The organism is Variovorax sp. OK212 (assembly GCF_900112425.1).
Taxonomy (GTDB): domain Bacteria; phylum Pseudomonadota; class Gammaproteobacteria; order Burkholderiales; family Burkholderiaceae_C; genus Variovorax.
The window spans coordinates 12,928-35,612 of sequence record NZ_FOLP01000018.1 but is presented as its reverse complement, the minus strand read 5'-3'; the positions used below and the strand labels follow the sequence as shown (position 1 = coordinate 35,612).

23 protein-coding genes are annotated in these 22,685 nt (G+C 69.7%); 17 read left to right on the top strand and 6 right to left on the bottom strand.

All coding sequences use genetic code 11. The features are described from left to right. Positions 1-621: an SCO family protein gene (locus BM004_RS32220; RefSeq protein ID WP_093132434.1), complete on the top strand. Its 621-nt coding sequence runs from the start codon at positions 1-3 to the stop codon at positions 619-621. A gap of 13 nt (positions 622-634) precedes the next feature. Beyond that, a complete protein-coding gene (locus tag BM004_RS32215; RefSeq protein WP_093219500.1) occupies positions 635-1,471 on the top strand; it encodes a DNA alkylation repair protein in 837 nt (278 codons plus the stop codon). 45 nt (positions 1,472-1,516) lie between these two features. On the opposite strand, the gene rpoH is transcribed toward BM004_RS32215, so the two are convergent. Further along, positions 1,517-2,458, bottom strand: a complete 942-nt coding sequence (gene rpoH, locus BM004_RS32210) for an RNA polymerase sigma factor RpoH (RefSeq protein WP_093132438.1) — start codon at positions 2,456-2,458, stop codon at positions 1,517-1,519. Positions 2,459-2,556: 98 nt separating this feature from the next. Further along, complete coding sequence (locus BM004_RS32205; RefSeq protein ID WP_093219497.1) at positions 2,557-3,021, bottom strand: Mpo1 family 2-hydroxy fatty acid dioxygenase; 465 nt, start codon at positions 3,019-3,021, stop codon at positions 2,557-2,559. A 196-nt stretch (positions 3,022-3,217) separates the two neighbouring features. Between BM004_RS32205 and BM004_RS32200 the strand changes: the two genes are divergently transcribed. The 3 genes from BM004_RS32200 (at position 3,218) to BM004_RS32190 (ending at position 6,937) form a co-directional block, all read left to right on the top strand. Further along, on the top strand, positions 3,218-3,934 hold the full coding sequence (locus tag BM004_RS32200) for a LuxR C-terminal-related transcriptional regulator (RefSeq protein WP_093219492.1): 717 nt from the start codon (positions 3,218-3,220) through the stop codon (positions 3,932-3,934). A 7-nt stretch (positions 3,935-3,941) separates the two neighbouring features. Further along, positions 3,942-5,735: an ATP-binding response regulator gene (locus BM004_RS32195; protein WP_093219489.1), complete on the top strand. Its 1,794-nt coding sequence runs from the start codon at positions 3,942-3,944 to the stop codon at positions 5,733-5,735. Between the two features lie 200 nt (positions 5,736-5,935). Then, entirely contained in the window at positions 5,936-6,937 is a 1,002-nt protein-coding gene (locus tag BM004_RS32190; protein WP_093219486.1) for a hypothetical protein, read from the top strand. A 148-nt stretch (positions 6,938-7,085) separates the two neighbouring features. Here BM004_RS32190 and ftsY read toward each other — a convergent pair whose 3' ends face one another. Next, positions 7,086-8,450 (bottom strand): signal recognition particle-docking protein FtsY, encoded by a 1,365-nt coding sequence (gene ftsY / locus BM004_RS32185; protein WP_177206675.1) that lies wholly within the window; start codon positions 8,448-8,450, stop codon positions 7,086-7,088. Positions 8,451-8,479: 29 nt separating this feature from the next. On the opposite strand from ftsY, the gene BM004_RS32180 reads away from it, so the two are divergent. Continuing rightward, positions 8,480-9,928 (top strand): M16 family metallopeptidase, encoded by a 1,449-nt coding sequence (locus BM004_RS32180; RefSeq protein ID WP_093219482.1) that lies wholly within the window; start codon positions 8,480-8,482, stop codon positions 9,926-9,928. A 14-nt stretch (positions 9,929-9,942) separates the two neighbouring features. Further along, on the top strand, positions 9,943-11,334 hold the full coding sequence (locus BM004_RS32175) for a M16 family metallopeptidase (protein ID WP_093219479.1): 1,392 nt from the start codon (positions 9,943-9,945) through the stop codon (positions 11,332-11,334). A gap of 11 nt (positions 11,335-11,345) precedes the next feature. On the opposite strand, the gene BM004_RS32170 is transcribed toward BM004_RS32175, so the two are convergent. Continuing rightward, positions 11,346-12,257: a LysR family transcriptional regulator ArgP gene (locus BM004_RS32170; RefSeq protein ID WP_093219475.1), complete on the bottom strand. Its 912-nt coding sequence runs from the start codon at positions 12,255-12,257 to the stop codon at positions 11,346-11,348. A gap of 75 nt (positions 12,258-12,332) precedes the next feature. On the opposite strand from BM004_RS32170, the gene BM004_RS32165 reads away from it, so the two are divergent. From BM004_RS32165 to pcp, 7 genes are read left to right on the top strand one after another with little or no spacing between them, the layout of a single operon-like run. Next, positions 12,333-12,995 carry a LysE/ArgO family amino acid transporter gene (locus BM004_RS32165; RefSeq protein ID WP_371271160.1) on the top strand — a complete coding sequence of 221 codons (663 nt, stop codon included), beginning with the start codon at positions 12,333-12,335 and terminating at the stop codon, positions 12,993-12,995. A gap of 34 nt (positions 12,996-13,029) precedes the next feature. Beyond that, the gene (locus BM004_RS32160; protein WP_093219472.1) at positions 13,030-13,716 is read left to right on the top strand and encodes an RsmD family RNA methyltransferase; all 687 of its coding nucleotides are present in this window, start codon (positions 13,030-13,032) and stop codon (positions 13,714-13,716) included. Positions 13,717-13,759: 43 nt separating this feature from the next. Further along, on the top strand, positions 13,760-14,263 hold the full coding sequence (gene coaD / locus BM004_RS32155) for a pantetheine-phosphate adenylyltransferase (protein ID WP_093132456.1): 504 nt from the start codon (positions 13,760-13,762) through the stop codon (positions 14,261-14,263). Positions 14,264-14,269: 6 nt separating this feature from the next. Further along, positions 14,270-14,932, top strand: a complete 663-nt coding sequence (gene pxpB / locus BM004_RS32150; RefSeq protein ID WP_093219469.1) for a 5-oxoprolinase subunit PxpB — start codon at positions 14,270-14,272, stop codon at positions 14,930-14,932. Beyond that, entirely contained in the window at positions 14,929-15,927 is a 999-nt protein-coding gene (locus BM004_RS32145; protein ID WP_093132459.1) for a 5-oxoprolinase subunit C family protein, read from the top strand. The genes pxpB and BM004_RS32145 overlap by 4 nt, the downstream gene beginning before the upstream one ends. A 36-nt stretch (positions 15,928-15,963) precedes the next feature. After that, complete coding sequence (pxpA, locus tag BM004_RS32140; RefSeq protein WP_093219466.1) at positions 15,964-16,704, top strand: 5-oxoprolinase subunit PxpA; 741 nt, start codon at positions 15,964-15,966, stop codon at positions 16,702-16,704. A gap of 16 nt (positions 16,705-16,720) precedes the next feature. Then, positions 16,721-17,437 carry a pyroglutamyl-peptidase I gene (gene pcp / locus BM004_RS32135; RefSeq protein WP_256220142.1) on the top strand — a complete coding sequence of 239 codons (717 nt, stop codon included), beginning with the start codon at positions 16,721-16,723 and terminating at the stop codon, positions 17,435-17,437. A gap of 33 nt (positions 17,438-17,470) precedes the next feature. On the opposite strand, the gene BM004_RS32130 is transcribed toward pcp, so the two are convergent. Then, positions 17,471-19,171, bottom strand: coding sequence for a methyl-accepting chemotaxis protein (locus BM004_RS32130; RefSeq protein WP_093219461.1), 1,701 nt, complete (start codon positions 19,169-19,171; stop codon positions 17,471-17,473). Between the two features lie 318 nt (positions 19,172-19,489). On the opposite strand from BM004_RS32130, the gene BM004_RS32125 reads away from it, so the two are divergent. Next, a complete protein-coding gene (locus BM004_RS32125; RefSeq protein WP_143072588.1) occupies positions 19,490-20,392 on the top strand; it encodes a LysR family transcriptional regulator in 903 nt (300 codons plus the stop codon). Positions 20,393-20,442: 50 nt separating this feature from the next. Here the strand turns inward: BM004_RS32125 and BM004_RS32120 are convergent, their stop codons facing one another. After that, positions 20,443-21,153 (bottom strand): alpha/beta fold hydrolase, encoded by a 711-nt coding sequence (locus BM004_RS32120; protein ID WP_093219459.1) that lies wholly within the window; start codon positions 21,151-21,153, stop codon positions 20,443-20,445. 160 nt (positions 21,154-21,313) lie between these two features. Between BM004_RS32120 and BM004_RS32115 the strand changes: the two genes are divergently transcribed. Together BM004_RS32115 and BM004_RS32110 are read left to right on the top strand one after the other, a co-directional pair. Further along, positions 21,314-21,955, top strand: coding sequence for a Yip1 family protein (locus tag BM004_RS32115; protein WP_093132471.1), 642 nt, complete (start codon positions 21,314-21,316; stop codon positions 21,953-21,955). A gap of 31 nt (positions 21,956-21,986) precedes the next feature. Continuing rightward, positions 21,987-22,685, top strand: a complete 699-nt coding sequence (locus tag BM004_RS32110; RefSeq protein WP_093219456.1) for a histidine phosphatase family protein — start codon at positions 21,987-21,989, stop codon at positions 22,683-22,685.

Below are 22,685 nucleotides of genomic sequence, written 5' to 3'. Positions count from 1 at the left end.
ATGAACAAGCGCAACGCACTTCGATGGATGGCCGCGGGTGCCGGCTGGGTGGGCATGGGCGCCGCCCTGGGCCTGGGCCTCGCGGGCTGCGGCAACGAGACCAGGCAGAACTTCAATGCCGTCGACATCACCGGCGCGGACTACGCCAAGGACTTCTCGCTGAAGGACGCCGACGGCAAGGTCCGCACCATGGCCGACTTCAAGGGCAAGGTGGTGGTGCTGTTCTTCGGCTATGCGCAGTGCCCCGACGTCTGCCCGACCACCATGACCGAGATGGCGCAGGTCAAGCAGCAGCTCGGCAAGGACGGCGACAAGCTGCAGGTGCTGTTCCTCACGGTCGACCCCGCGCGCGACACGCCCGAGGTGCTGAAGGCCTACATGGGTGCGTTCGACCCCGGCTTCGTCGCGCTGATCCCGACGCCCGACGAGCTGGCCGCTGTCGCCAAGGACTACAAGGTCTACTACAAGAAGGTCGACGGCAAGACGCCCACGAGCTATTCGATGGACCACTCGGCCGCCAGCTACGTCTACGACACGCAGGGCCGGTTGCGGCTCTACGCGCGCTATGGCGCAGGCGTGGCGCCGATGGTGGCGGACCTGAAGACGCTGCTCGCGTCCTGAGGCGCACCGGCCCATGGACGCGGTGGTGGCTGTCGCCGGCTCGGTCGAGCATCTGAAGGGGCGCAAGGGCGCCTTTCGCATCGCGCTGATTCCGCCCGAGGTGCTGCAGGCCCTCAATGGCGGGCTGCTCGAGACCGTCAACCTCAACGAATTCATGGCGCTGGAGCTGCCACGGCTCGCGCGCAGCGTGGCGGGGCACATCGGCCTCGATGCGCAGAGCGAGCGGCTGGTCGACACGCTGGCCATGCTGAGCGCCTTCAAGCCGATGCAGCGGCACGGCCATATCGCGCGTGCGCTCTACGACCTGGCGGCGCTGCACGGCGAGCGCGATGCGGTCGCCCACAGTCTGGCCACGCACGCGAGCGATGTGGCTCGCTGCTGGGCGGCACAGTGGGTCACGCTGTCGGGCCTGCCGCTTCCGGCGCAGCTGGAGGCGGTGCGGCGCTTTGCCGCCGATCCGCATTTCGGCGTGCGCGAGATCGCATGGATGGCGGTGCGCGACGCGGTGATCGCGTCGCTCGACGAGGCGCTCGCGCTGCTGCAGCCGTGGGTGGCCGACGCCGACCCGAACATCCGCCGCTTTGCGAGCGAACTCACGCGCCCGCGCGGCGTGTGGTGCGCGCAGATCGAGGCGTTCAAGAAGGAACCGTGGCGTGCCTTGCCGCTGCTCGAACCGCTGCGCGCCGACCCCAGCCGCTACGTGCAGAACTCGGTGGCGAACTGGCTCAACGACGCGAGCAAGAGCCAGGGTGAGTGGGTGGACCGGCTCTGCGCGCGGTGGCTGGCGGAATCGGACGTTCCCGAAACCCGCTACATCGCGAAGCGGGCGATGCGAACGCTCTCCAAATGAAAAAGCCCGGCAGTGCCGGGCTTTTTGCTGGAGGAAGACGACGGATTACGCGTAGTCGGCGAGCGCCTTCTTCATCTTCTTCATCGCGGCCACTTCGATCTGGCGAATGCGCTCGGCGCTCACGCCGTACACCGCGGCCAGGTCGTGCAGCGTCATGCCGCCCGAACCGTCGTCGTTCACCTTGAGCCAGCGCTCTTCGACGATGCGGCGGCTGCGGTCGTCCAGCGCTTCGAGCGCCGTGGCGATGCCGTCGCTGGACAGGCGGTCGCGCTGCTGCGATTCGAGCAGGGCGGTCGGTTCCTGCGTGGCGTCGGCCAGGTAGGCGATGGGGCCGAAGGCTTCATCTCCGTCGTCGGTCGGGCCCGGGTCGAGCATGACGTCACCGCCCGACAGGCGGGTTTCCATCTCGAGCACTTCCTCGGGCTTGACGTTGAGCCGGGTCGCCATCTGCGACACCTCGTCGGGGCTCAGCGTTTCGCGGTGCGTGCCGTTGTCGGCCGCGGCCGAGTCGGCCTTGAAGCTCTGCTTCATCGAGCGCAGGTTGAAGAACAGCTTGCGCTGGGCCTTGGTCGTCGCGACCTTGACCATGCGCCAGTTCTTCAGGATGTACTCGTGAATCTCGGCCTTGATCCAGTGCATGGCGTAGCTCACGAGCCGCACGCCCTGGTCGGGGTCGAAACGCTTCACGGCCTTCATGAGACCGACGTTGCCTTCCTGGATCAGGTCGCCGTGCGGCAACCCGTAGCCCAGGTACTGGCGGGAAATGGAAACCACGAGGCGCAGGTGCGACAGCACGAGCGCGCCGGCGGATTCGAGGTCGTTCTGGTCGCGCAGCTTGCGTGCGAAGCCCTGCTCTTCTTCGAGCGTGAGCATCGGCAGGCGGTTGGCGGCCGAAATGTAGGCATCCAGGTTGCCCAGCGGGGGGACCATCGACCATGGGTTGGCGACGGCCAGCTGGTTGGCAGAGACTCCAGACAGCGTTGTCATCAGGGGAAACTCCTTTGTGTTGGCCATATTAGCACTCGGTTAGAGGGAGTGCTAAGCCCAGGGTTCCCTTGGATTCCTATCGCCCGGATAGCTGAAAGCTACCAGCGGATGCCGAGCTTTAGGAACAGCTTGGAGAGCACGAACAGCGGGCCGACCCAGAGATATTGGATGTCTTCGAAGAACGACGGCTTCTTGCCTTCGACCTTGTGGCCCACGAACTGGAAGATCCAGGCCACTACAAAGATAGCGGCCGAAACCGGTAATACAAGCCCGCCCATCGCATGGACCAGGCCCAGGGCCACGGCGGTCAGGAGCGCCATGGTCAGCAGGAAGACCGGCGCGCGCAGCAGCGCGTAATAGACCAGGCTGGCCGCCACGAAGCCGTAGGCCACCCACGGATGGACCGCGAACAGCAGCCCGACGATGCTCAGCATGATCGCGGGGATGGCCGCGAAGTGGATCAGTTCGTTGGTCGGGTGGCGGTGACTCTGCTCGTAGTGGGCGAGCAGGCGGTCGACCTTGCGGTCGCTGGTGTCGAGCGGGGCGGCGGCGGTGTGGGCCATTCGAAGTCTCCAGGAGCGCCGTTCGTGGCGCCGTTCGGGGGGCGAGGCTTTCATGGTGCCCCCAGAAAAGCCCGATGGCAAGCGCGCATGCCATGTGAAATTGCTATCAATAAAGTAGCATTAAGCACTACAGCCATCTGTGATCCCATGACTTTCAGCACTGTCGCCAAAATGTGGCCCCGCTAAGATCGCGCACGTGGTACCCATCGACTCTGCCCCCGCACCGCTGTCACCGGCCGCGGAGACCGGCACACCTCCCCGCGCGCCCACGGCCATCCTGGTGGTTGACGACCACGACCTGCTGCGCCTGGGCGTCTGCGCGCTGGTGCAGGCACAGGCCGCCTCATCCGGCGCCCACATCGAGGTCTTCGAGGCCGGCAACGTCGCCGACGCGCTTGCTTTGTACGAAACCCACCAGGCCGCCATCGGCCTCGTGCTGCTCGACCTGGCGCTGCCCGACACCCACGGCCTGAGCGGCCTGGCCGAATTCCGCCTGCGGTTCCCCAGCGCGCGCATCGTGGTGCTTTCGGGCACGGGCAACACCACCCTGGCGCAGGGCGTGCTCGCATTGGGCGCCGCGGCCTTCCTGCCGAAATCGGCCGACCTGAAGGAAGTGGTGAGCTTCATCCGCGCCTGCGGCCTGCTCGATCCCCTGGCTGGCGCGGCCGAACTGCCGCCGCCGGCCACGCCCAGGGCGCTCACCGGCTACGCCGAATTCGCCCATGCCGGCGCCTGGCAGGAGCTCACGCCGCGCCAGATGCAGGTGCTGCAGTGGGTGCTCGAGGGCAAGGCCAACAAGGAAATCGCGCAGCTCGCGAACCTGAGCGAAGGCACGGTGAAGAACCATGTATCGACCATCCTGCTGCTGTTCGGGATGCGTTCGCGCGCCCAGCTGATCAGCACGCTGCACTGACCCGAGCGTGCCAGCCGCGGCGCAGAACGACCCCTCGGCCGACATCGCGCTCGCTCAGCGGGTGCTGCGCGAGAACATCGCGTCGGTCTACAGCACCTACATCGCCTCCACGCTGACCCACATGGTCTTCGTGATCGTGTTCGGCGCGATCATCTATTCGCAGCTGAAGGACCCGAGCCTGCTGTTCTGGCTGGCCGCGCTGCTGATCGCCGACATCTACGTGCTCTTCACCCCGCGCTGGACGCCCGGGCGGCCGGCGCACGAAAGCGCGTACTGGGCCCGCAAGATCTCGCGCATGGTCACGCTGGTGAGCATGGTCACGGCGGTGGTGCCCTGGCTCATCGTGCCGCACAACAACCTGCCGATGACCTCGCTGCTGATGACCGTGATCGTCGGCAGCTGCGCGCGGGCCGCGCAGTCGCTGTGGCCGCTGAAGCCGGCGCTGTTCGGCTACACCATGCCGATGTCGCTGGGCATGATCACCGCGCTGGCCTGGCAGGGCGACGGCTTGCACCTGTTCCTGGCGGCTGCCGGCGCGGCCTACCTGTTGCTTACGCTGCACGCGGGAACGGGCCAGCACAAGCTGCTGACCGAATCGCTCATGCTGCGTTTCGAGAACGAGGCGCTGGCCGTGCGGCTGGGCGAGCAGATCGCCGCCACCGAGCGCGCCAGCGAGGAGAAGACGCGCTTCCTCGGCACCGCCAGCCACGACCTGCGCCAGCCGCTGCATGCCATTGCGCTGTTCGGCGCGGCGCTGGAAAACGAGTTGCGCGGCCGCCCCGAAGGCCGCAACGCCGAGCGCCTGATGCGCGCGGTGAACGCGCTGGGCGCGTCGCTGGACACCATGCTCGATGTCTCGCGCCTCGACGCCGGCGTGATCACGCCCGCGCCGCAGCCGGTGCAGCTCGACGCGCTGTTCCTGCCGCTCAACCACACCTTCGCGGCGCGCGCCGAGCAGAAAGAACTGCAGCTTCGCGTGCGCGCCAGCGGCCTGTGGGTGCACAGCGACCCGCAGCTGCTGCACCGCATGCTGTCCAACCTGATGGACAACGCGCTGAAGTACACGGCGCGCGGCGGCGTGACCGTCACGGCGCGCGACCGCGGCGACACGGTGTGGATCGAGGTGCGCGACAGCGGCATCGGCATTGCGCGGGAGCAGTCGAGCCGGATCTTCGAGGAGTTCTACCAGGTCAACAATCCGGGCCGCGACCGTTCGCGCGGCCTGGGCATCGGGCTGTCGATCGTGCAGCGGCTGTCGCGGCTGCTCGGGCATCCGGTGCAGATGCATTCGCGGCCGGGCCGCGGCACCTTCTTCCGGGTGGTGGTGCCTGCCATCGGGGCGCCGGCCGGCACGCCGATGGCCGCGCCGTGCGTTGCCGACGCCCCCGCGGGCTTTCGCAACCCGGCCCTTGCGCTGCCTGGCCGCGTGCTGCTGCTCGACGACGAGCTGGAGATCCGCGAGGCCATGACCGGCTTGCTGCGTTCCCACGCGGTCGACGCGCACGCCGTGGACAGCGAGGCCGCCGCCGCGGCCGCGCTGCGCCAGGCGGCGGCCGAGGGCCGGCCTTTCGACCTGCTGCTGTGCGACTACCGCCTGGCCGACGGCGCCGACGGACTCGACGCGGGCCTTCGCCTCAGCCAGGGCGACGACGACGGCGCGGCCACGCCGCTGCTGCTCATCACGGGCGAGACCTCGCCCGACCGTCTGCAGCGCGTGCGCGAGTCGCGCGTGCCGGTGCTGTTCAAGCCGGTGGCGGCTGAATCGCTGTTGCGGGCGATGACGGAGCTCGGTGCCAGGTAGATGCCGCCTTCGAAAGCGGTTGAATCAATTTGTACTAATTTGCATGCTGATGCATGCCATAGACGTCAGATGATGTGACTTTCGGCACTGGTGAAGGCAATGGCCTGCCTTTACCTTCGATAGGCGCTGGCACTTCGGAGCAATTCCGGGCGCTGCCGGTGCGCTCAGAACTATCGAATCGATCCCGGAGGTTTTTTCCAATGAATTTCAAGTTCGCGGCCGTGGCCGCTGCAGTGGCTGCAACCCTCGCCTTGGCGGCGTGCGGTGGCGGCGGCAACGACGGCAACGGTTTCGCACCCATCGGCGGCATTCCGTCGGTTCCCGCTCCGGCACCCGCGCCCGAACCGGTGCCCGAACCGGAACCCGCACCCGAACCGGCACCCGCGGTCAGCACCTTCATGTACGAGCAAGTGCCGTACCCCGTCGATACCGCCGGTTTCCTGAATGACCTCGATACCGAGGGCGCCAAGGGGTTCATGTTCCTGAGCGCGTTGACGGCGCCCGCATCCGGCACCGGCGCCAATGTCTACGTGAAGACCGGCGACACCACCTATGTGTACGAGACGAAGGGCGAGCCGGCGGACACCGCTGCGTTCCTGCTCCAGGCCAACGAAGCGGGCGGCCGCGGCTACCACTGGGTCGGCGCCGACAGCGTGAACGGCGTGTCGGTCATGCTGTACCGCAAGGACAGCAACACCAGCGCCACCTACAGCTACCGCACGGATGCCGCGGCCACGAACAAGACCGACTTCATTGCCGGCAGCAACGCCCAGGGCGCCGACGGCTACTTCAATGTCTCGCCGTTCTTCCTCTTCGGCGGGGCCAACGTCGCGATCTTCGAGAAGAGCTCGGATGCCGGCTCCACCTTCTCCTATGAAGTGAAGGACGACGCGGCCGACACGAACGGCGCCTTGGCTCAGTTCGAGGAAGCGGGCGCACGCGGCTTCCGCTTCCGCGGTCCGGCCATGTTCGGCAACATCTTCGTGAAGGACCTGTCGCAATCCACCACCTTCACGTTCCAGGCCGTGCCGGGGCAGAGCACCCTGGAGGCCGACATCGAGAAGTCCAACGCCATGGGTGCGGAGGGCTTCGCCTTCGTCGGCCCGCTGGTCGTCGGGGGGGAGAACCGCACGTACTACTACAAGGCAAGCAACTGCACGGGCCGCGTGCTGTGCATGCCCACGGGGCCGTTCGGCCTCTGACCCAGGAAAAGAGAAGAGCGGACGACCATCCGTCCGCCATCAGCCCGAGAAGGGCGGGGGGCAGGGAGCAGGGAGCAGGGAGAGAAGAAGAAAAGAAAAACGGCCCCGGCGCAAGCGGGGGCCGTTTTTACATTGGAGGGTGCCGGCGTCAGCCCAGCAGGGCTTGCGCGAACTCGCGTGCGCTGAAGGTCTCGAGGTCTTCCAGCTTCTCGCCCACGCCGATGAAGTACACCGGAATCGGCCGTTCGCGCGCAATGGCGCACAGCACGCCGCCCTTGGCCGTGCCGTCGAGCTTGGTCACGATCAGGCCGGTGAGGCCCAGCGTTTCGTCGAAGGCCTTGACCTGCGCCAGCGCGTTCTGGCCGGTGTTGCCGTCGATCACCAGCAGCACCTCGTGCGGCGCGGTGGCGTCGGCCTTGGTGACCACGCGCTTGATCTTCTTGAGCTCGTCCATCAGGTGCAGCTGCGTGGGCAGGCGCCCGGCCGTGTCGACCAGCACCACGTCCTTGCCACGCGCCTTGCCGGCGTTCACCGCGTCGAAGCTCACGGCCGACGGGTCGCCGCCCTCGTTGCTCACGATCTCGACGGTGTTGCGGTCGGCCCAGACCAGCAGCTGCTCGCGCGCCGCCGCCCGGAAGGTGTCGGCCGCGGCCAGCAGCACCGAGGCGCCTTCGTTGGCCAGGTGCTTGGTGAGCTTGCCGATGGAGGTGGTCTTGCCCGCGCCGTTGACGCCGGCCACCATGATCACGGTGGGCGTGTACTGGCCGATGACCAGCGGCTTTTCCAGCGGCTTGAGCAGGTCGGCCACGGCCTCGGCCAGCAGCGCCTTGACCTGGGTGGCGTTGGTGGCCATCTGGCGCTTGACGCGGCCGCGCAGGTCTTCCAGCAGGAACTCGGTCGCCTTCACGCCGGTGTCGGCCATCAGCAGGGCCGATTCGAGCTCTTCATAGAGCGCGTCGTCGATCTGCGCGTTGACGAACACCGCCTGGATGCCGGTGCCGGTCTTGCGCAGGCCGGTCTTGAGCTTGTCGAACCAGCTCTTGCGCTCGGTGGCGACGGCAATTTCCGCGACAGGGGCGGGGGCGGCGACCGGTGCGGGCACGGGGACCGGTGCCGGAGCGGGCGGCGGTGGCGCAACGAACACCGGTGCGGGGGCGGGTGCAGGCACCGGTGCCGGTATGGGGGCTGGCGTGGGTGCGGCGGGCGCCACGACCGGCGGGGCAACCAACGGAGCCGGCGGGGGCGGTGCGACAACAGGAGGAGCCGCCAGAGGCGGTGCGGCAGGCGGCGGCGCAACGGGCGGTGGTGCTGCGGGTGGCGGTGCGGGCGGCGGGGCAGCAGGCGGTGGCGCCACAGGCGTTTCTTCCACCGCCGGCTTCGAGCCGAACCAGCTCGAAGGCGAGAACACCGAGCGCGTGGGCGCGGGCTCCGGGGCGGCAGGCGCGTCCGACGACGGGGGCGCCGGCGTGTCGGGGGTCTCGGCAGGCGGTTTTTTCTTGAAGAAACTGAACATCAGGAGCTTTTTACAATCCGACCCATTCTATGAAACACCTCCCGCCACGCCGTGCTGCGTCTGGTGCGGTGCTGGCGATGGCGCTCTTCGCGTCGTGGGCCATGCCTGCGCTGGCCCAGCCCACACCGGCTTCCTCCGCGCCTTCCGCCGCCGCAGCCGCGGCGCCCGGCCCCCAGCAATTCACCCTGGCCAACGGCATGACGCTGATCGTGCAGCCCGACCGGCGCTCGCCGACGGCGGTGCAGATGGTCTGGGTTCGCGTCGGTTCCATGGACGAGGTCGACGGCACCTCCGGTGTGGCACATGCGCTCGAACACATGATGTTCAAGGGCACCAAGGACATCAAGCCCGGCGAGTTCTCGCGCCGCGTGGCGGCCCTGGGCGGCCAGGAAAACGCCTTCACCACGCGCGACTACACCGGCTACTACCAACAGATTCCGGTCGGCAGCCTCGAGCAGGTGATGAAGCTCGAGTCCGACCGCTTCGCCAACAACCAGTGGCCCGACGACGAGTTCAAGCGCGAGATCGAGGTGGTCAAGGAAGAGCGCCGCCTGCGCACCGAAGACCAGCCGCGCGCGTTGCTCGGCGAGCAGCAGAACGCCGCCGTCTTCACCGCCTCGCCGTACCACCGCCCCGTGGTCGGCTGGATGAGCGACCTCGACGCCATGACGCCCGAGGACGTGCGCGACTTCCACAAGCGCTGGTACGTGCCCGCCAACGCCGTGCTGGTGGTGGCCGGCGATGTCGACGTGGCGCAGGTGCGCGCCATGGCCGAGAAGTACTACGGCCGCATCCCCTCGCGTGCCGTGCCGGCGCGCAAGCCACGCGTCGAGCCCGCCCAGCGCGGCGTGCGCCGCCTCGAATTCAAGGCGCCGGCCGAGCAGGCCTACGTGTCGCTCGCCTACCGCGTGCCGCAGCTCGCCGGCATCGACGACACCAACAGCGACGCCTGGGCGCTGGTGGTGCTGTCGGCCGTGCTCGACGGCTACGCCGGTGCGCGGCTCGACCGCGCGCTCACGCAAGGCCCCGACCGCGTCGCCGATTCGGCCGGCGCCTATTCGGGCTTCGTCGGCCGCGGCCCGCAGCTCTTCGTGCTCGACGGCGTTCCGGCCGCCGGCAAGAGCGCCGAGGCGGTCGAGGCCGCGTTGCGCGCCCAGATGGCGCGCATCGCCAAGGACGGCGTGGGCGAAGCCGAACTGGCCCGCGTCAAGACCCAGTGGGTGGCCAGCGAAACCTACAAGCGCGACTCGGTGATGGCGCAGGCGCGCGAACTCGGCAGCAACTGGATCCAGGGCCTGCCGCTGGACGCCAGCGAGCGCATCGTCGCGCGGCTGCAGTCCGTCACGGCCGCCCAGGTGCAGGCCGTGGCCGCCAAGTACTTCGGCGACGACCAGCTCACGGTGACCACCCTGCGCCCGCTGCCGCCCGAACCCAAGCGCGGCCGCGGCTTCGCGGCGCCCGCAGGCGAACTGCGCTGAAAGGTACGGATTCCATGTTTACTCTTAAAAAGATAGCGCAGTACGCAGTACTGACGGGCGCAACCGCTCTTTTCGGCATGACCAGCGCGCAGGCCGCACTGCCCATCCAGCACTGGACGCTGGCCAACGGCGCCAGGATCTACCTGGTGGCGACCAATGCGCTGCCGATCGTCGATGTGCAGGTTGACTTCGACGCCGGCAGCCGCCGCGACCCGGCCGCGCAGGCCGGCCTGGCGAGCACCACCTCGGCCATGGTCGAGAAGGGCGTGCGCGCCGGCAGGAACGGCGAGCCCGCGCTCGACCAGAACGCCCTCGGCGAAGCCTGGGCCGACCTGGGCGCCAGCTTCGACGTGAGCGCCGGCACCGACCGCACCAGCTACTCGCTGCGCTCGCTGTCCGACCCGGCGCTGCTGAACAAGGCCGTGACGCTGGCCTCGCGCGAGATCGGCGAGCCGGCCTTCCCCGACGACGTGTGGCAGCGCGAGCGCGAACGCATCAACGCCGCCATCAAGGAGGCCAACACCAAGCCCGCGACCGTCGCGGGCCGCGCCTTCGCGCAGGCGGTGTACGGCGTGCATCCCTACGGCCAGGAGGTGACGGAAGAAACGCTCGCGCGCATCGACACCGCCGGCATGCGCCAGCGCTACGAGCAGCTCATCGTGCCTTGCCGCGCCAAGCTCAGCATCGTGGGCGCCGTCACGCGTGCCGAGGCCGAGACGCTGGCGACCGCGCTGCTGTCGCGCCTGCCGGCGACGCAAGCCGGGCAGGGCTGCGCGCCGCTGCCGGCCATCGCGCCGGTGGCCGCGCTCACGGCGGCCAAGGACGAGCGCATTCCGTTCGACTCGGCCCAGGCCCACGTCTTCATCGGCCAGCCCGGCTACCCGCGCAAGGACCCGGACCACTTCGCGCTCACGCTGGGCAACTACGTGCTCGGCGGCGGCGGCTTCGTGTCGCGCCTGACGAACGAGGTGCGCGAGAAGCGCGGCCTGACCTACAGCATCTACAGCGGCTTTGCGCCGGGGCTCGAGGCGGGCGCGTTCCGCATCGGCTTCCAGACCCGGCCCGACCAGGCCGAGGACGCCGTGAAGATGTCGCGCGAGGTGCTCGCCAGGTTCGTGGCCGAAGGCCCGACCGCCAGCGAGCTGAAGGCCGCCAAGGACAACGTGATCGGCGGCTTCCCGCTGCTGCTGGACAGCAACCGCAAGCTGATCGGCAACGTGGCCAACATCGCCTGGCACGACCTGCCGCTGGACTACCTCGACACCTGGACCGCGCGCATGAACGCGGTCACGGCGGCCGACATCAAGGCGGCGTTCCAGCGCAAGCTGCAGCCCGAGCGCATGGTGACGGTGGTGGTGGGCGGCAAGGACGCCAAGGCCGCAAAGGCCGCGGCCAAGGCGCCCTGATCTCCCTGGGCTCAAGCCAGGGCGTGCGCGCCCTGGCCGGCCGCCGCGCGCACCGCGGCACCCAGTTTCTCGAGCAGGCGCGGCGACGCGCGCGCCTGCTGCCAGTAGAGCGGCACCGGCAGCGTCGAGCCGGGCACCAGCGCCACCAGCTTCCCCTCGCGAATCGCATCGGCCACCATGCTGGCCGGATGCATGCCCCAGCCCATGCCGCTGCACGCCGCCTCGACGAAGGCGTTGGGCGACGGAATCCAGTGGCGCGGCGTCTCCACGTTGCGGTGGCAGATGCGGCGCACCCAGCGCGCCTGCAGGCGGTCCTTGCGGTCGAACACCAGGCTCGGCGCGCTCGCCAGCGTGCGCGCGCCCACGCCCTTGGCGAAATGCGCGCGCACGAACGCGGGGCTGGCCGCCGCCACGTAATGCATCGTGCCAAGCGCCTCGCTGTTGCACCCCGCCACCGGTTGCGCCAGCGCGGTCACGGCCGCCAGCACCGCGCCGCTGCGCAGCCGCTCGGCGGTGTGGTCCTGGTCGTCCACGGTCAGGTCGAGCAGCGCGGCCGGCTCCTGCGCAGCGAAGGCCGCCGCGGCCGAGACGAACCACGTCGCCAGGCTGTCGGCGTTCACCGCCACCCGCACGGTGACGCGCTCGTCGGCCTCGCCGCTGCCCATGCCCAGCGCGGGCAGGGCGTCGCGCAGCTCGTGCTCCAGCATGCCCACGCGCTCCACGTGCCGGCACAGCTGCAGCCCCGCCTCGGTGGCCACGCAGGGCTGCCCGCGCACCAGCAGCGCGCCGCCGGTGCGCTCCTCGAGCTGCTTGATGCGCTGGGACACGGCCGAGGGCGTGACGTGCAGTGCGCGCGCGGCGCGTTCGAAGCTGCCTTCGCGCACCACGGCGGCGAGGGCGTTCAGGGCGGCGTAGTCGAGCATAGAGATGAAGTAAAACTGAATCGGGTTAAGAAAGTTTAGTTTGAATTAAGCAGGTGCAGGCGGCATCCTCGACGCATGCAAGCCGAAAACCTCGCCCACCTCGCGCACCTCGCCCATGTCTCCACCGCCTTCGCCAACGGGCTCTTCATGAGCCTGGTGCTGATCGTCGCCATCGGCGCGCAGAACGCCTATGTGCTGCGCCAGGGCTTGCGCCGCGAGCACGTGGGCGCGGTGGTGCTGTTCTGCGCGGCCAGCGACGCGGTGCTGATCGGTGCCGGCGTGGCCGGCATGGCGCAGGCGCTGAACGGACGGCCGATGCTGGCCACCGCGCTCGCGGGGCTCGGCGCGGCCTTTCTCGGCGCCTACGGGCTGAAGGCGCTGTGGCGCGCGCGCCAGCCCGCCGCGCTGCAGGCCGCGGCGCAGGGCGCGTCGCTGTCGCGCGTGGCGGTGGTGGCGCAGGCCGCCGGCTTCACGTTGTTGAACCCGCACGTCTACCTGGACACCGTGCTGCTCGTGGGCAGCGCGGGCGCGCAGCAAGCGGGCCTGCTCAAGCTGTGGTTCGTGGCGGGCGCCACCACGGCCAGCGTGCTGTGGTTCACCTCGCTGGGCTTCGGTGCGCGCCTGCTCGCGCCGGTGTTCGCACGGCCGCGCGCCTGGCAGATGCTGGACGCGCTCATCGGCGGCACCATGCTCGTGCTGGCCGCGCTGCTCGCGCAGCGCGCCCTGGCCGGGCTCTGAAATCCCTCGCGCGCGGCGGCGTTAAGCTCGCCGCATGCCCCAGAAAGCCGCCCCCGCCTCCCGTTCTCCCGCCGCCAAAGCAGGCAAGCCGGCCAAGTCGGCCAAACCGGTCAGCCCGCAAGGCCCGAAGAAGCCCAGCGAGGTGCGCATCATCGGCGGCGAATGGAAGCGCACCCGCCTTTCAGTGGCCGACAAGCCCGGCCTGCGCCCCACGCCCGACCGCGTGCGCGAAACCCTCTTCAACTGGCTCGCGAGCCTGGCCGGTGCCGGCGGCGGCGAGCTGCCCGGCTGGCACTGCGTCGACGCCTTCGCGGGCACCGGCGCGCTGGGCCTCGAAGCCGCCTCGCGCGGCGCGGCGCAGGTGCTGCTGTGCGAGCAGGACGCCGCGCTGGTCGCGCAACTGCAGGCCGCCAAGGCCAAGCTCAAGGCCGAGGCCGTGCGCGTGGAGCGCGGCAACGGCGTCACCGCGCTCGAGCGCGTGGCCGCGGGCAGCCTGGACGCCGTGTTCCTCGATCCGCCCTTCGAAAGCACCGCGCTCTACGAGCCCGCCCTGCGCGCGGCCGCCCGTGCGCTGCGCGCCGGGGGCTCGGTGTACCTGGAGGCGCCGCGCCGCTGGAGCGACGAGGAACTCGCCCCCTTCGGCCTCGCCGGCTTTCGCTACCTGAAGGCCGGCGCCGTCCACGCCCATCTGCTGCGTCCCGCGGCGGATGGGACTGCATAATCCGCCGGACAAGCCGCACCGGCAGCATGAGGAAGTAGCAACCATGGCCAGCAACGTGATCGCGGTTTACCCCGGCACCTTCGACCCCATCACCCTCGGTCACGAGGACGTGGTGCGGCGCGCAACCCAGCTCTTCTCCAAGGTGATCGTCGCCGTCGCGGCGGGCCACCACAAGAAGGCGCTCTTCACGCTCTCCGAACGCATGGACATGGCCCGCGAGGCCGTGAAGCCCTACAGCGACCAGGTCACCGTGGAAAGCTTCTCGGGCCTGCTGCGCGACTTCGTCGTCGCGCGCGGCGGCAAGGCCATGGTGCGCGGCCTGCGCGCCGTGACCGACTTCGACTACGAGTTCCAGCTCGCGGGCATGAACCGCTCGCTGATGCCCGACGTCGAGACCGTGTTCCTCACGCCCAGCGACAAGTACCAGTTCATCTCGAGCACCTTCGTGCGCGAGATCGCCATGCTCGGCGGCGAGGTCCACAAGTTCGTCTCTCCCAACGTGGAGCAGAAGCTGGCGGCCAAGGTCCGCAGCCTCGGTCGTGAATAAGCCGCGATGAGCGGCACTCCTCCACCCCGGCTGCATCTGCTGGGCGACGCGGCATTGCTGTGCGAGCTGCCCGCGCCCGCCACGCTGGCGCAGCAGCAGCGCATCTGGGCCCTGGCCGACCACGCGCGTCAATGGCCCGGCGTCGGCGAGACGCTGCCGGGCATGAACAACCTCACGCTCACCTTCGACCCGACCGCGATCGACCTCGACACGCTCACCGCGAACGTGCTCGAAGCCTGGCCGAGGCTGGCCGCCGGCGCGGTCTCGGGCCGGCTGGTCGAGATCCCGGTGGCCTACGGCGGCGAGCACGGGCCCGACCTGGCCGACGTGGCGGCCCACACCGGGCTCACGCCGGCCGAGGTGGTGCGGCGCCACAGCGGCGGTGACTACATCGTCTACCTGCTCGGCTTCCTGCCGGGCTTCGCCTTCATGGGCGGCCTGCCGCCCGAGCTGGCCACGCCGCGCCGCGCCGAGCCGCGCACCGCGGTGCCGGCGCGCTCGGTCGGCATCGGCGGCGAGCAGACCGGCATCTACCCGCTGGTGTCGCCGGGCGGGTGGCAGCTGATCGGGCGGACCTCGCTCGAGCTGTTCGACCCCGCGGCCGAACCGCCGACCCTGCTGCGCCCCGGCGACCGTGTGCGCTTCGTCGCCGAAAGCGTGCATACATGATCGCCATCCGCAAACCCGGCGTGCTCGCCTCGGTGCAAGACCTGGGCCGCCACGGCCATCGCCAGCTGGGCATCTGCCCCGGCGGCGCGCTCGACGTGCTCTCGCTCACGCTGGCCAACCGGCTCGCCGGCAATGCCGACGGCGCCGCGGGCCTGGAGCTCACCATGGGCGGCTGCGAACTGCAGTTCGAGACCGACACCCGCATCGCGCTCACGGGCGACGACTTTTCCGCCAGCCTCGACGGCGTGCCGCTGTGGCCCTGCTGGAGCGTGCCGGTCGCGGCCGGCCAGACCCTGAAGCTCTCGGGCGCCAACGCGCCGGGCGTGAAGAAGACCGGCCTGCGAAGCTGGCTCGCGGTGGCGGGCGGCATCGACGTGCCGCAGGTGCTCGGCTCGCGCAGCACCGACCTCAAGGCCGGCTTCGGCGGCCTCGAAGGCCGCGCGCTGCGCAAGGGCGACCGGCTGGCGCTGGGCGCCTCGCGCCTCGGTGCCGCGCAACGCGCTCGCCGTGCCTTCGGCCTGCGCGGCCCCGACTGGGGCACGCCGCAGGACGACGGCGCCATCGCGCTGCGCGTGCTGCCCGGGCCCGAGTTCGAACTGTTCACGCTGGCCGCGCGCGACCAGCTGTGGGGCGAGCGCTGGCGCATCACGCCGCAAAGCAACCGCATGGGCAGCCGCCTCGCGGGCGCCGAGCTCAAGCGCAAGCGCGCGGGCGACATGCTGTCCTCGGGCGTGATCCCGGGCACGATCCAGGTGCCGCCGTCGGGCCAGCCGATCATCCTGATGGGCGACGCGCAGACCACCGGCGGCTACCCGCGCATCGGCGTGGTGATTCGCGCCGACCTGTGGAAGCTGGCGCAGGCGCCGCTCAACGGCAAGCTGCGGCTGGTGCAGGTCGACCCGCCGCAGGCGCTCGACGCCTGGGCCGACCAGCAGCGCTACCTGGCGCAGGTGGCGCAAGGCCTGGCCGCTGCAGGCTGGCCGGGTGCGGCATAGACTTTGCAAAACGGACCCCCCAGAAGGACATTCCCCATGCAGATCGACCTCAATGCCGACCTCGGCGAAGGCGCCGGCAGCGACGAAGCGCTGCTCGCGCTGGTGAGCTCCGCCAACATCGCCTGCGGCTGGCACGCCGGCGACGCCAAGACCATGCAGCAGTGCGTGCGCTGGGCCCTGAAGAACGGCGTGGCCATCGGCGCGCACCCGAGCTTTCCGGACCGCGAGAACTTCGGGCGCAGCACCATGCACCTGCCGCCCGAGGAGATCGTGGCCAACGTGCTCTACCAGGTGGGCGCGCTCGCGGCCATCGTGAAGGCCGAGGGCGGCAAGCTGTCGCACGTGAAGGCACACGGCCAGCTCTACAACCAGGCCGTGAAGGAACCCGAGCTGGCCGAGGCGCTGTGCGAAGCCGTGCGCCGCTTCGACCCCTCGCTCAAGTTCTTCGGCCTCGCGGGCAGCCACATGATCGACGCGGCCCGCCGCGCCGGCCTCGTGCCGGTGGAAGAAGTGTTCGCCGACCGCGGCTACATGCCCGACGGCAGCCTGGTGCCGCGCAGCCAGCCGGGCGCGCTGATCGAGACCGAAGAGCAATCGATCGCGCAGACCCTCTCGCTGGTGCGCGACCACCGCGTGACCGCCATCGACGGCAGCACCGTGGCCGTCAACGCGCAGAGCGTGTGCCTGCACGGCGACGGCGCGCATGCACTGGCCTTCGCGCGGCGCATCCGCGAGCGGCTGCAGCAGGAAGGCATTGCCGTCCGGGCAATGGCTTGAACGCGCGGGCGGTGCCGTGGCCACCAAGCGGGTCCATCGGGTCAAGCCGGTCAACGTCCTGCTGACGGGCTTCGAGCCCTTCGAGCAGGAAGCCCTCAACCCCTCGTGGGAAGCGGTGCGCACGCTCGACGGCTGGAAGGCCGGCCGCGCGACGGTGCATGCGCGGCTGGTGCCCTGCGTCTTCGGCGATGCCATCGACGCGCTGAACCGCGCGATGGACGAGCTGCAGCCGCAACTGGTGCTGTGCATCGGCCAGGCCGGCGGCCGCGCGGAGTTCACGCCGGAGCGCGTCGCCATCAACGTCGACGACGCGCGCGTGCCCGACAACAACGACCGCCAGCCCATCGACGTGCCCGTGGTGCCCGGCGCGCCCGCCGCCTACTTCTCGAGCCTGCCGATCAAGGCCATCGTGCGCGAGCTGCGCGCGGCCGGCGTGCCGGCCTCGGTGTCGAACAGCGCGGGCACCTTCGTGTGCAACCACATCTTCTACGGGCTGATGCACCGCATCGCGACGCAGCCCGCGAACGACAAGAAGGGCGGAAGCGGCATGAACGGCATGAACAGCGTGCGCGGCGGCTTCATCCACATTCCCTACCTGCCCGCGCAGGCGGCGCGCTTTCCGGGCGCGCCGAGCATGTCGCTCGACATGCTGGTCAACGCCTTGCGCATCACCGTGGCCACCGCGCTCGCGGTGACGCGCGACGTGGCCGAGACCGGCGGGCAGCTGCACTGAGGCACTGAGCCCGCGCGGGCCCGCAGGCCTCCCTCAGAACTGTTCCCAGTCGCCCTGCGCCACGGCCAGCGCGGGCGATGCAGCAGCGCTCTTCACACGCGCACGGGCAGGGGGCGTTGCCTTGGGCGCGGTCCCGAGAGCGGCCTTGGCCTTTGGCGCCGCTGCCGCCTTGGCCACCGCGGCGCCGCCTTGCCGTGCGTCGTCCAGCGTGAACACGCTGACCGCCTCGAGCAGTCCGCCCGCCTGGTCCTGCAGCGAGGCGGCGGCCGCGGCCGCTTCTTCCACCAGCGCCGCGTTCTGCTGCGTCACCTGGTCCATCTGCGAGATGGCCTGGTTGATCTGCTCGATGCCGGCGGTCTGTTCCTGGCTCGCCGCGGTGATCTCGCCCATGATGTCCGTCACGCGGCGCACGCTGCCCACGATGTCGTCCATCGTGCGGCCGGCTTCGCCCACCAGCGCCGTGCCGGCGTCCACCTTGCTCACCGAGTCGCCGATCAGGCCCTTGATTTCCTTGGCCGCCGCCGCCGAGCGCTGCGCCAGCGTGCGCACCTCCGAGGCCACGACCGCGAAGCCGCGCCCCTGTTCGCCCGCGCGCGCGGCTTCCACCGCGGCGTTCAGCGCCAGGATGTTGGTCTGGAAGGCAATGCCGTCGATCACGCCGATGATCTCCACGATCTTGCGCGAGGACGCATCGATCGACGCCATGGTCGACACGACCTTGCCCACCACGTCGCCGCCCTTCACGGCCACCTCGGAGGCGGACACCGCCAGCTGGTTGGCCTGGCGGGCGTTGTCGGCGTTCTGCTTGACCGTGGAGGTCAGCTCTTCCATGGATGCGGCGGTCTGCTCCAGCGAGCTGGCCTGTTCCTCGGTGCGCGAGGACAGGTCCTCGTTGCCTTGCGAGATCTGCGCGCTGGCCGTGGCCACGCCCTCCGCATTGCCGCGCACCAGGCCCACGGTGCGCGCCAGGCTTTCCTGCATGCGCTGCAGGGCGGTGAGCATCTGGCCGGTCTCGTCCGCCGAATGCGCCACGATGGCGTCGCTCAGGTCACCGCGCGCGACGCGGTCGGCCGCCTCCACGGCGTGGGTGAGCGGCCGCGTGATCGAGCGCGTGATCAGCCACGCCGACACCACGCCGATCAGGCCTGCCAGCAGCGCCGCGGCGATCATGAGGCCGATGGCGTTCTGAGCCGACTCGTGCGCCGTGAGCGCGGCCTGTTCCATCTGCTTGCCCAGGAACTCGACCATCTCCCGCAGCGAGGCCAGGTAGGCGGCCTGGGTCTTCAGGCGTTCGCCGAAGAGCAGCTGCGTGGCTTCCTGCGTGCGGCCGGCCATGGCCGGTTCGATCACCGAGTTGGTGAAGGCCCGGTAGTCGACGAGCGTGGCCTTCACCGCGGCCAGCAGGATGCGCCCGCGGTCGGTGTCCACCAGCTGCTCGAGCGCGGTCACCTGCTTGTCGGTGTCGACCCTGGCCTTGTCCAGTGCCGCGCGGTGGGCGGCTTGCTCCGCGCCGGTGGTGAGCAGGAGGTTGCGCGTGAGCCGGGCAACGTCCATGGCCACATAGGACATCTCGCGCGCCGCCTCGATCTTGGGCGAGATGTTCGAGGTGATGCGGGTGGTGGTGGCGTCCAGCGAACGCAACCGGTTGATGCCCACGAAGGCAATGACGGCCAGCAGGAGCAAGAGCAGCCCGAACACCAGACCCAGACGCGCACTGATTTTTAGATTTTTCACGGTAGATGATGAAGTTGACGATGGAAAGCCTTGCCGACGCGTTGAGGGCCTGGGCCGCGGCGGGCGCCCGCCCCAGGTGCAATCCCTGTAAAACGCATTACTTACTTCTATCGGCCGCCGTGAAGGGGGAAATTAGGGCGATCGGTGCACGAGAGACTTCCAAAAAGACGGTGAATGAAGTGAGGCGACCTGCGCCGACGGTGCGGCACGTTGTCCGCTGGCAGGCGGCTGGGGCGTTATGGAGAGGATGTATCTCCCTTCGTCGGTCTTTCCGGAACACTGAAATTGAGCTTGCTGAGCTTTGGCAGACGGTCTTTCGTGGACCTCAACGAGTTGGCTCTTTTCCTGCAGGTGGCCCGCCTTGGCAGCTTTGCCCGGGCCGGCGAGGCGCTCGGCATGCCCGCCAGCACCGTGAGCCGACAGGTCCAGAACATCGAAGCCCAGTTGGGAGTGCGGCTCATGCAGCGCTCCACGCGGCGCCTGGTGCTGACCGAGGCCGGCAAGCTGCTGGTGGCGCGGTGCGAAGCCCATTTCAGCGCCATCGCCGACGTGACGCAGGAGGTGCTGGACGGCGTGTCGGTGGTCGGCGGCACGCTGCGCATCGCGGCCCCGTCGGACTTCTTCGACTGGTTTCCGCTGCGCTGGATCAAGGAGTTCCGCGCCATGCACCCCGGGGTGCGGCTGGAAATCTTTGCGCAGGACGCGCTGGTCGACGTGATCGGTGACGGCATCGACATCGCATTTCGCGCCGGCAAGCTCGAGGATTCGCGCCTGATCGCGACCGTGCTGGCGAGCACGGCCGTCGTGCTGGCCGCCAGCGACGAGTACCTGTTGGAGCGCGGCGAGCCGCGCAGCCTGGAAGACCTGGCCTCGCACGACTGCCTCACGCTGCGCAGCGCCCCGAATCAGAGCCAGCGCGACTGGCTGCTCACGGGGCCTGGCGGCGAGACCCGCCTGGAGGTGCGCAGCCGCTTCTGTGCGAACGCCATGGGCCTGTTGCGCGACGCCGCCGTCGAAGGGCTCGGCATTGCGCTGTTGCCCGAGGTGGTGATCCGGGGCGACCTGGACGCCGGGCGCTTGCGGCGCGTGCTGCCCGCGTACGGCCAGCCGTCGGTCAGCCTGTCACTGCTCTACCCGAGCCGGCAGCAGATGCAGAAGTCGGTGCTGGCGTTCGTGGCGTTCGCTGTCGCGAGGTTCGCCGACCGGGGCACGCGGCCGTGACGCTGCGGTGACCCGGCGGTGGTGCGGCCGTGACGTGGCCGCGGCGCCGCTCAGGGCGCCGGAAACTCCCGGCCCAGCCATGCATTGAGCGCGGCATTGACCTGGTCGGGCTTCTCCATCGTCAGCATGTGGCCGCATTCGGCCACCCACACCGTTTCGGAGCGCGGCAGCAGGGCCGCCATCTCGCGCGTGCACTCGGGTGCCGCCAGCCGGTCGCTGTCGCCGCACATCAGCAGCACCGGCGCGCGCAGCAGGGGCAGGTGCTGGCGCGCGTCGGGCCGGCGCATCACCGCGCGGTTCTGCCGGATGAGCTGCTCGGCGCCCGCGCCGAGCACGATGTCGAGGTAGCGCTCGATCATCACCGGGTCGGCCGCCTGCGTGGGGTGGAAGGCGAAGTAGACGTTCGGCTCGATCACGTCGCGCACTTCGCCGCGTTCGAAGTACGCGATGGCGCCTTCGCGCAGCGTGAACATGTCGGGCGTCTCGGGCCGCGCGCTGGTGCCCAGCAGCGCGAGCCCGGCGATGCGCTCGGGCGCCTGGCGGGCCGCTTCCATGGCGACCATGCCGCCCATCGAGGCGCCGCACAGCACCAGCGGGCCGTCGTTGTCGCGCAGCACGGCGGCGGCCATGCCCTCGATGGAGTCGTTGTGCAGCTGGGCGTCGCTCACGCGCGCGTCGAAGGCCGGGGGAAGTGCGGGGAGCTGGGCTTGCCAGATGCGCTCGTCGCAGGCGAGGCCGGGCAGCAGGACTAGATTGGGCATGGGATCGATTTTGCGCGAATGTGGTAACCGGCGTAACGGCATGGCAACGGCATAGGCTTCCTGGCCAGCAGCCATGCGCCAATCTCCTCGACATACTCTGCGGCGCTGCGCGACGCACGGTGCGCCGCGTCTTCACGCCCCTCATCACCGAAGGACACCCATGAACCTGGTTGAACGCGTCCAGTCCATCCTGCTCAAGCCCAAGGCCACCTGGCCGGCCATCGACGCGGAGCCGGCCGACGCCGCCTCGCTCTACAAGAACTACGTGATGATCCTCGCGCTCATTCCGGCGGTGGCGAGCTTCATCGGCCTGTCGCTGATCGGCATCGGTGCGTTCGGCGTGAGTTTTCGCGTGCCGATCGTCTCGGGGCTCGCGAACATGGTGGTGGGCTACGTGCTGTCGCTGGTGATGGTGTTCGTGCTCGCTCTCATCATCGACGCGATGGCGCCGACCTTCGAGGGCACCAGGAGCCAGATCGGCGCGCTCAAGCTGTCGGCCTATGCGAGCACCGCGGCCTTCGTCGGCGGCATCTTCAGCCTGGTGCCGGCGCTGTCGGCCATCGGCGCGCTGGCGGCGCTGTACGGGGTGTACCTGCTCTACACCGGCCTGCCGGTGCTCATGAAGTGCCCGCCCGACAAGGCCATTGCGTACACCGCGGTGGTGGTGGTCTGCGCCATCGTCGGCGGCTTCATCATCGCCTGGGTGCTGTCGCTGCTCACGCCTTCGCCGGTGCGCCTGGGCGCCGCCGCGGCGGCCGACGCGGTGGTGGCGCTGCAACAGCTGCTGGCCGCAAAAGCCTGAGCGCCACGCGCACGGTGGAAAATGGGCGGCAATGCCCACGCCCAACTCCAAACCCGACGCCACCACCGACCTGATCCTCATTCGCCACGGCGAAACCGCCTGGAACCGCGAGCTGCGCTTCCAGGGGCATGCCGATGTCCCGCTCAACGACATCGGCCACGAGCAGGCGCGCCGCCTCGGCCTGCGGCTGGCCGGCGAGACGGTGCAGCACATTCTCAGCAGCGACCTCATGCGGGCGCAGCAGACCGCCGCGCCCGCCGCGCAGCAGCTGTCGCTGCCGGTGGTCACCTCGGCGGGGCTGCGCGAGCAGTTCTTCGGCGTGGCCGAGGGCATGCGTTCCGACGAGATTCAAAGCCTGCATCCGCGCGCCTGGGAACAGTGGCTGGAGTTCCGCGAAGACCACGCCATGCCAGAAGGCGAGACGGCGCGCGAGTTCCACACGCGCATCATCGCGGCGCTGGGCACCATCGCCGCGGCGCACAAGGGCCAGCACCTGATCGTGGTCACGCACGGCGGCGTGCTCGACATGGTGTGGCGCACCGCGCAGGGCCTGAGCCTGAGCGGCCCGCGCCGCAGCGACATTCCCAATGCGGGCTTCAACCGTATCCGCATCGCCGACCCGGCGCGGCCGGACGCCATCGAGATCGTCGACTGGGCCGACACGCGCCACCTGGCCGACCTGCCGCCGCAACCGACCTACGACCAGACGCGGCACCTGAAGAAGGACTGA

What these genes read in the sequence shown, in the direction of transcription:
- BM004_RS32180 (WP_093219482.1), top strand. Translation starts at nt 8,480, where the DNA reads ATGAAACACCTCCCGCCACGCCGTGCTGCGTCTGGTGCGGTGCTGGCG.
- BM004_RS32205 (WP_093219497.1), bottom strand. Translation starts at nt 3,021, where the DNA reads ATGGCCCACACCGCCGCCGCCCCGCTCGACACCAGCGACCGCAAGGTC.
- BM004_RS32165 (WP_371271160.1), top strand. Translation starts at nt 12,333, where the DNA reads ATGCAAGCCGAAAACCTCGCCCACCTCGCGCACCTCGCCCATGTCTCC.
- pxpA (WP_093219466.1), top strand. Translation starts at nt 15,964, where the DNA reads ATGCAGATCGACCTCAATGCCGACCTCGGCGAAGGCGCCGGCAGCGAC.
- BM004_RS32220 (WP_093132434.1), top strand. Translation starts at nt 1, where the DNA reads ATGAACAAGCGCAACGCACTTCGATGGATGGCCGCGGGTGCCGGCTGG.
- BM004_RS32110 (WP_093219456.1), top strand. Translation starts at nt 21,987, where the DNA reads ATGCCCACGCCCAACTCCAAACCCGACGCCACCACCGACCTGATCCTC.
- pxpB (WP_093219469.1), top strand. Translation starts at nt 14,270, where the DNA reads ATGAGCGGCACTCCTCCACCCCGGCTGCATCTGCTGGGCGACGCGGCA.
- BM004_RS32120 (WP_093219459.1), bottom strand. Translation starts at nt 21,153, where the DNA reads ATGCCCAATCTAGTCCTGCTGCCCGGCCTCGCCTGCGACGAGCGCATC.
- ftsY (WP_177206675.1), bottom strand. Translation starts at nt 8,450, where the DNA reads ATGTTCAGTTTCTTCAAGAAAAAACCGCCTGCCGAGACCCCCGACACG.
- BM004_RS32215 (WP_093219500.1), top strand. Translation starts at nt 635, where the DNA reads ATGGACGCGGTGGTGGCTGTCGCCGGCTCGGTCGAGCATCTGAAGGGG.
- BM004_RS32115 (WP_093132471.1), top strand. Translation starts at nt 21,314, where the DNA reads ATGAACCTGGTTGAACGCGTCCAGTCCATCCTGCTCAAGCCCAAGGCC.
- rpoH (WP_093132438.1), bottom strand. Translation starts at nt 2,458, where the DNA reads ATGACAACGCTGTCTGGAGTCTCTGCCAACCAGCTGGCCGTCGCCAAC.
- BM004_RS32145 (WP_093132459.1), top strand. Translation starts at nt 14,929, where the DNA reads ATGATCGCCATCCGCAAACCCGGCGTGCTCGCCTCGGTGCAAGACCTG.
- BM004_RS32175 (WP_093219479.1), top strand. Translation starts at nt 9,943, where the DNA reads ATGTTTACTCTTAAAAAGATAGCGCAGTACGCAGTACTGACGGGCGCA.
- BM004_RS32170 (WP_093219475.1), bottom strand. Translation starts at nt 12,257, where the DNA reads ATGCTCGACTACGCCGCCCTGAACGCCCTCGCCGCCGTGGTGCGCGAA.
- BM004_RS32160 (WP_093219472.1), top strand. Translation starts at nt 13,030, where the DNA reads ATGCCCCAGAAAGCCGCCCCCGCCTCCCGTTCTCCCGCCGCCAAAGCA.
- BM004_RS32190 (WP_093219486.1), top strand. Translation starts at nt 5,936, where the DNA reads ATGAATTTCAAGTTCGCGGCCGTGGCCGCTGCAGTGGCTGCAACCCTC.
- coaD (WP_093132456.1), top strand. Translation starts at nt 13,760, where the DNA reads ATGGCCAGCAACGTGATCGCGGTTTACCCCGGCACCTTCGACCCCATC.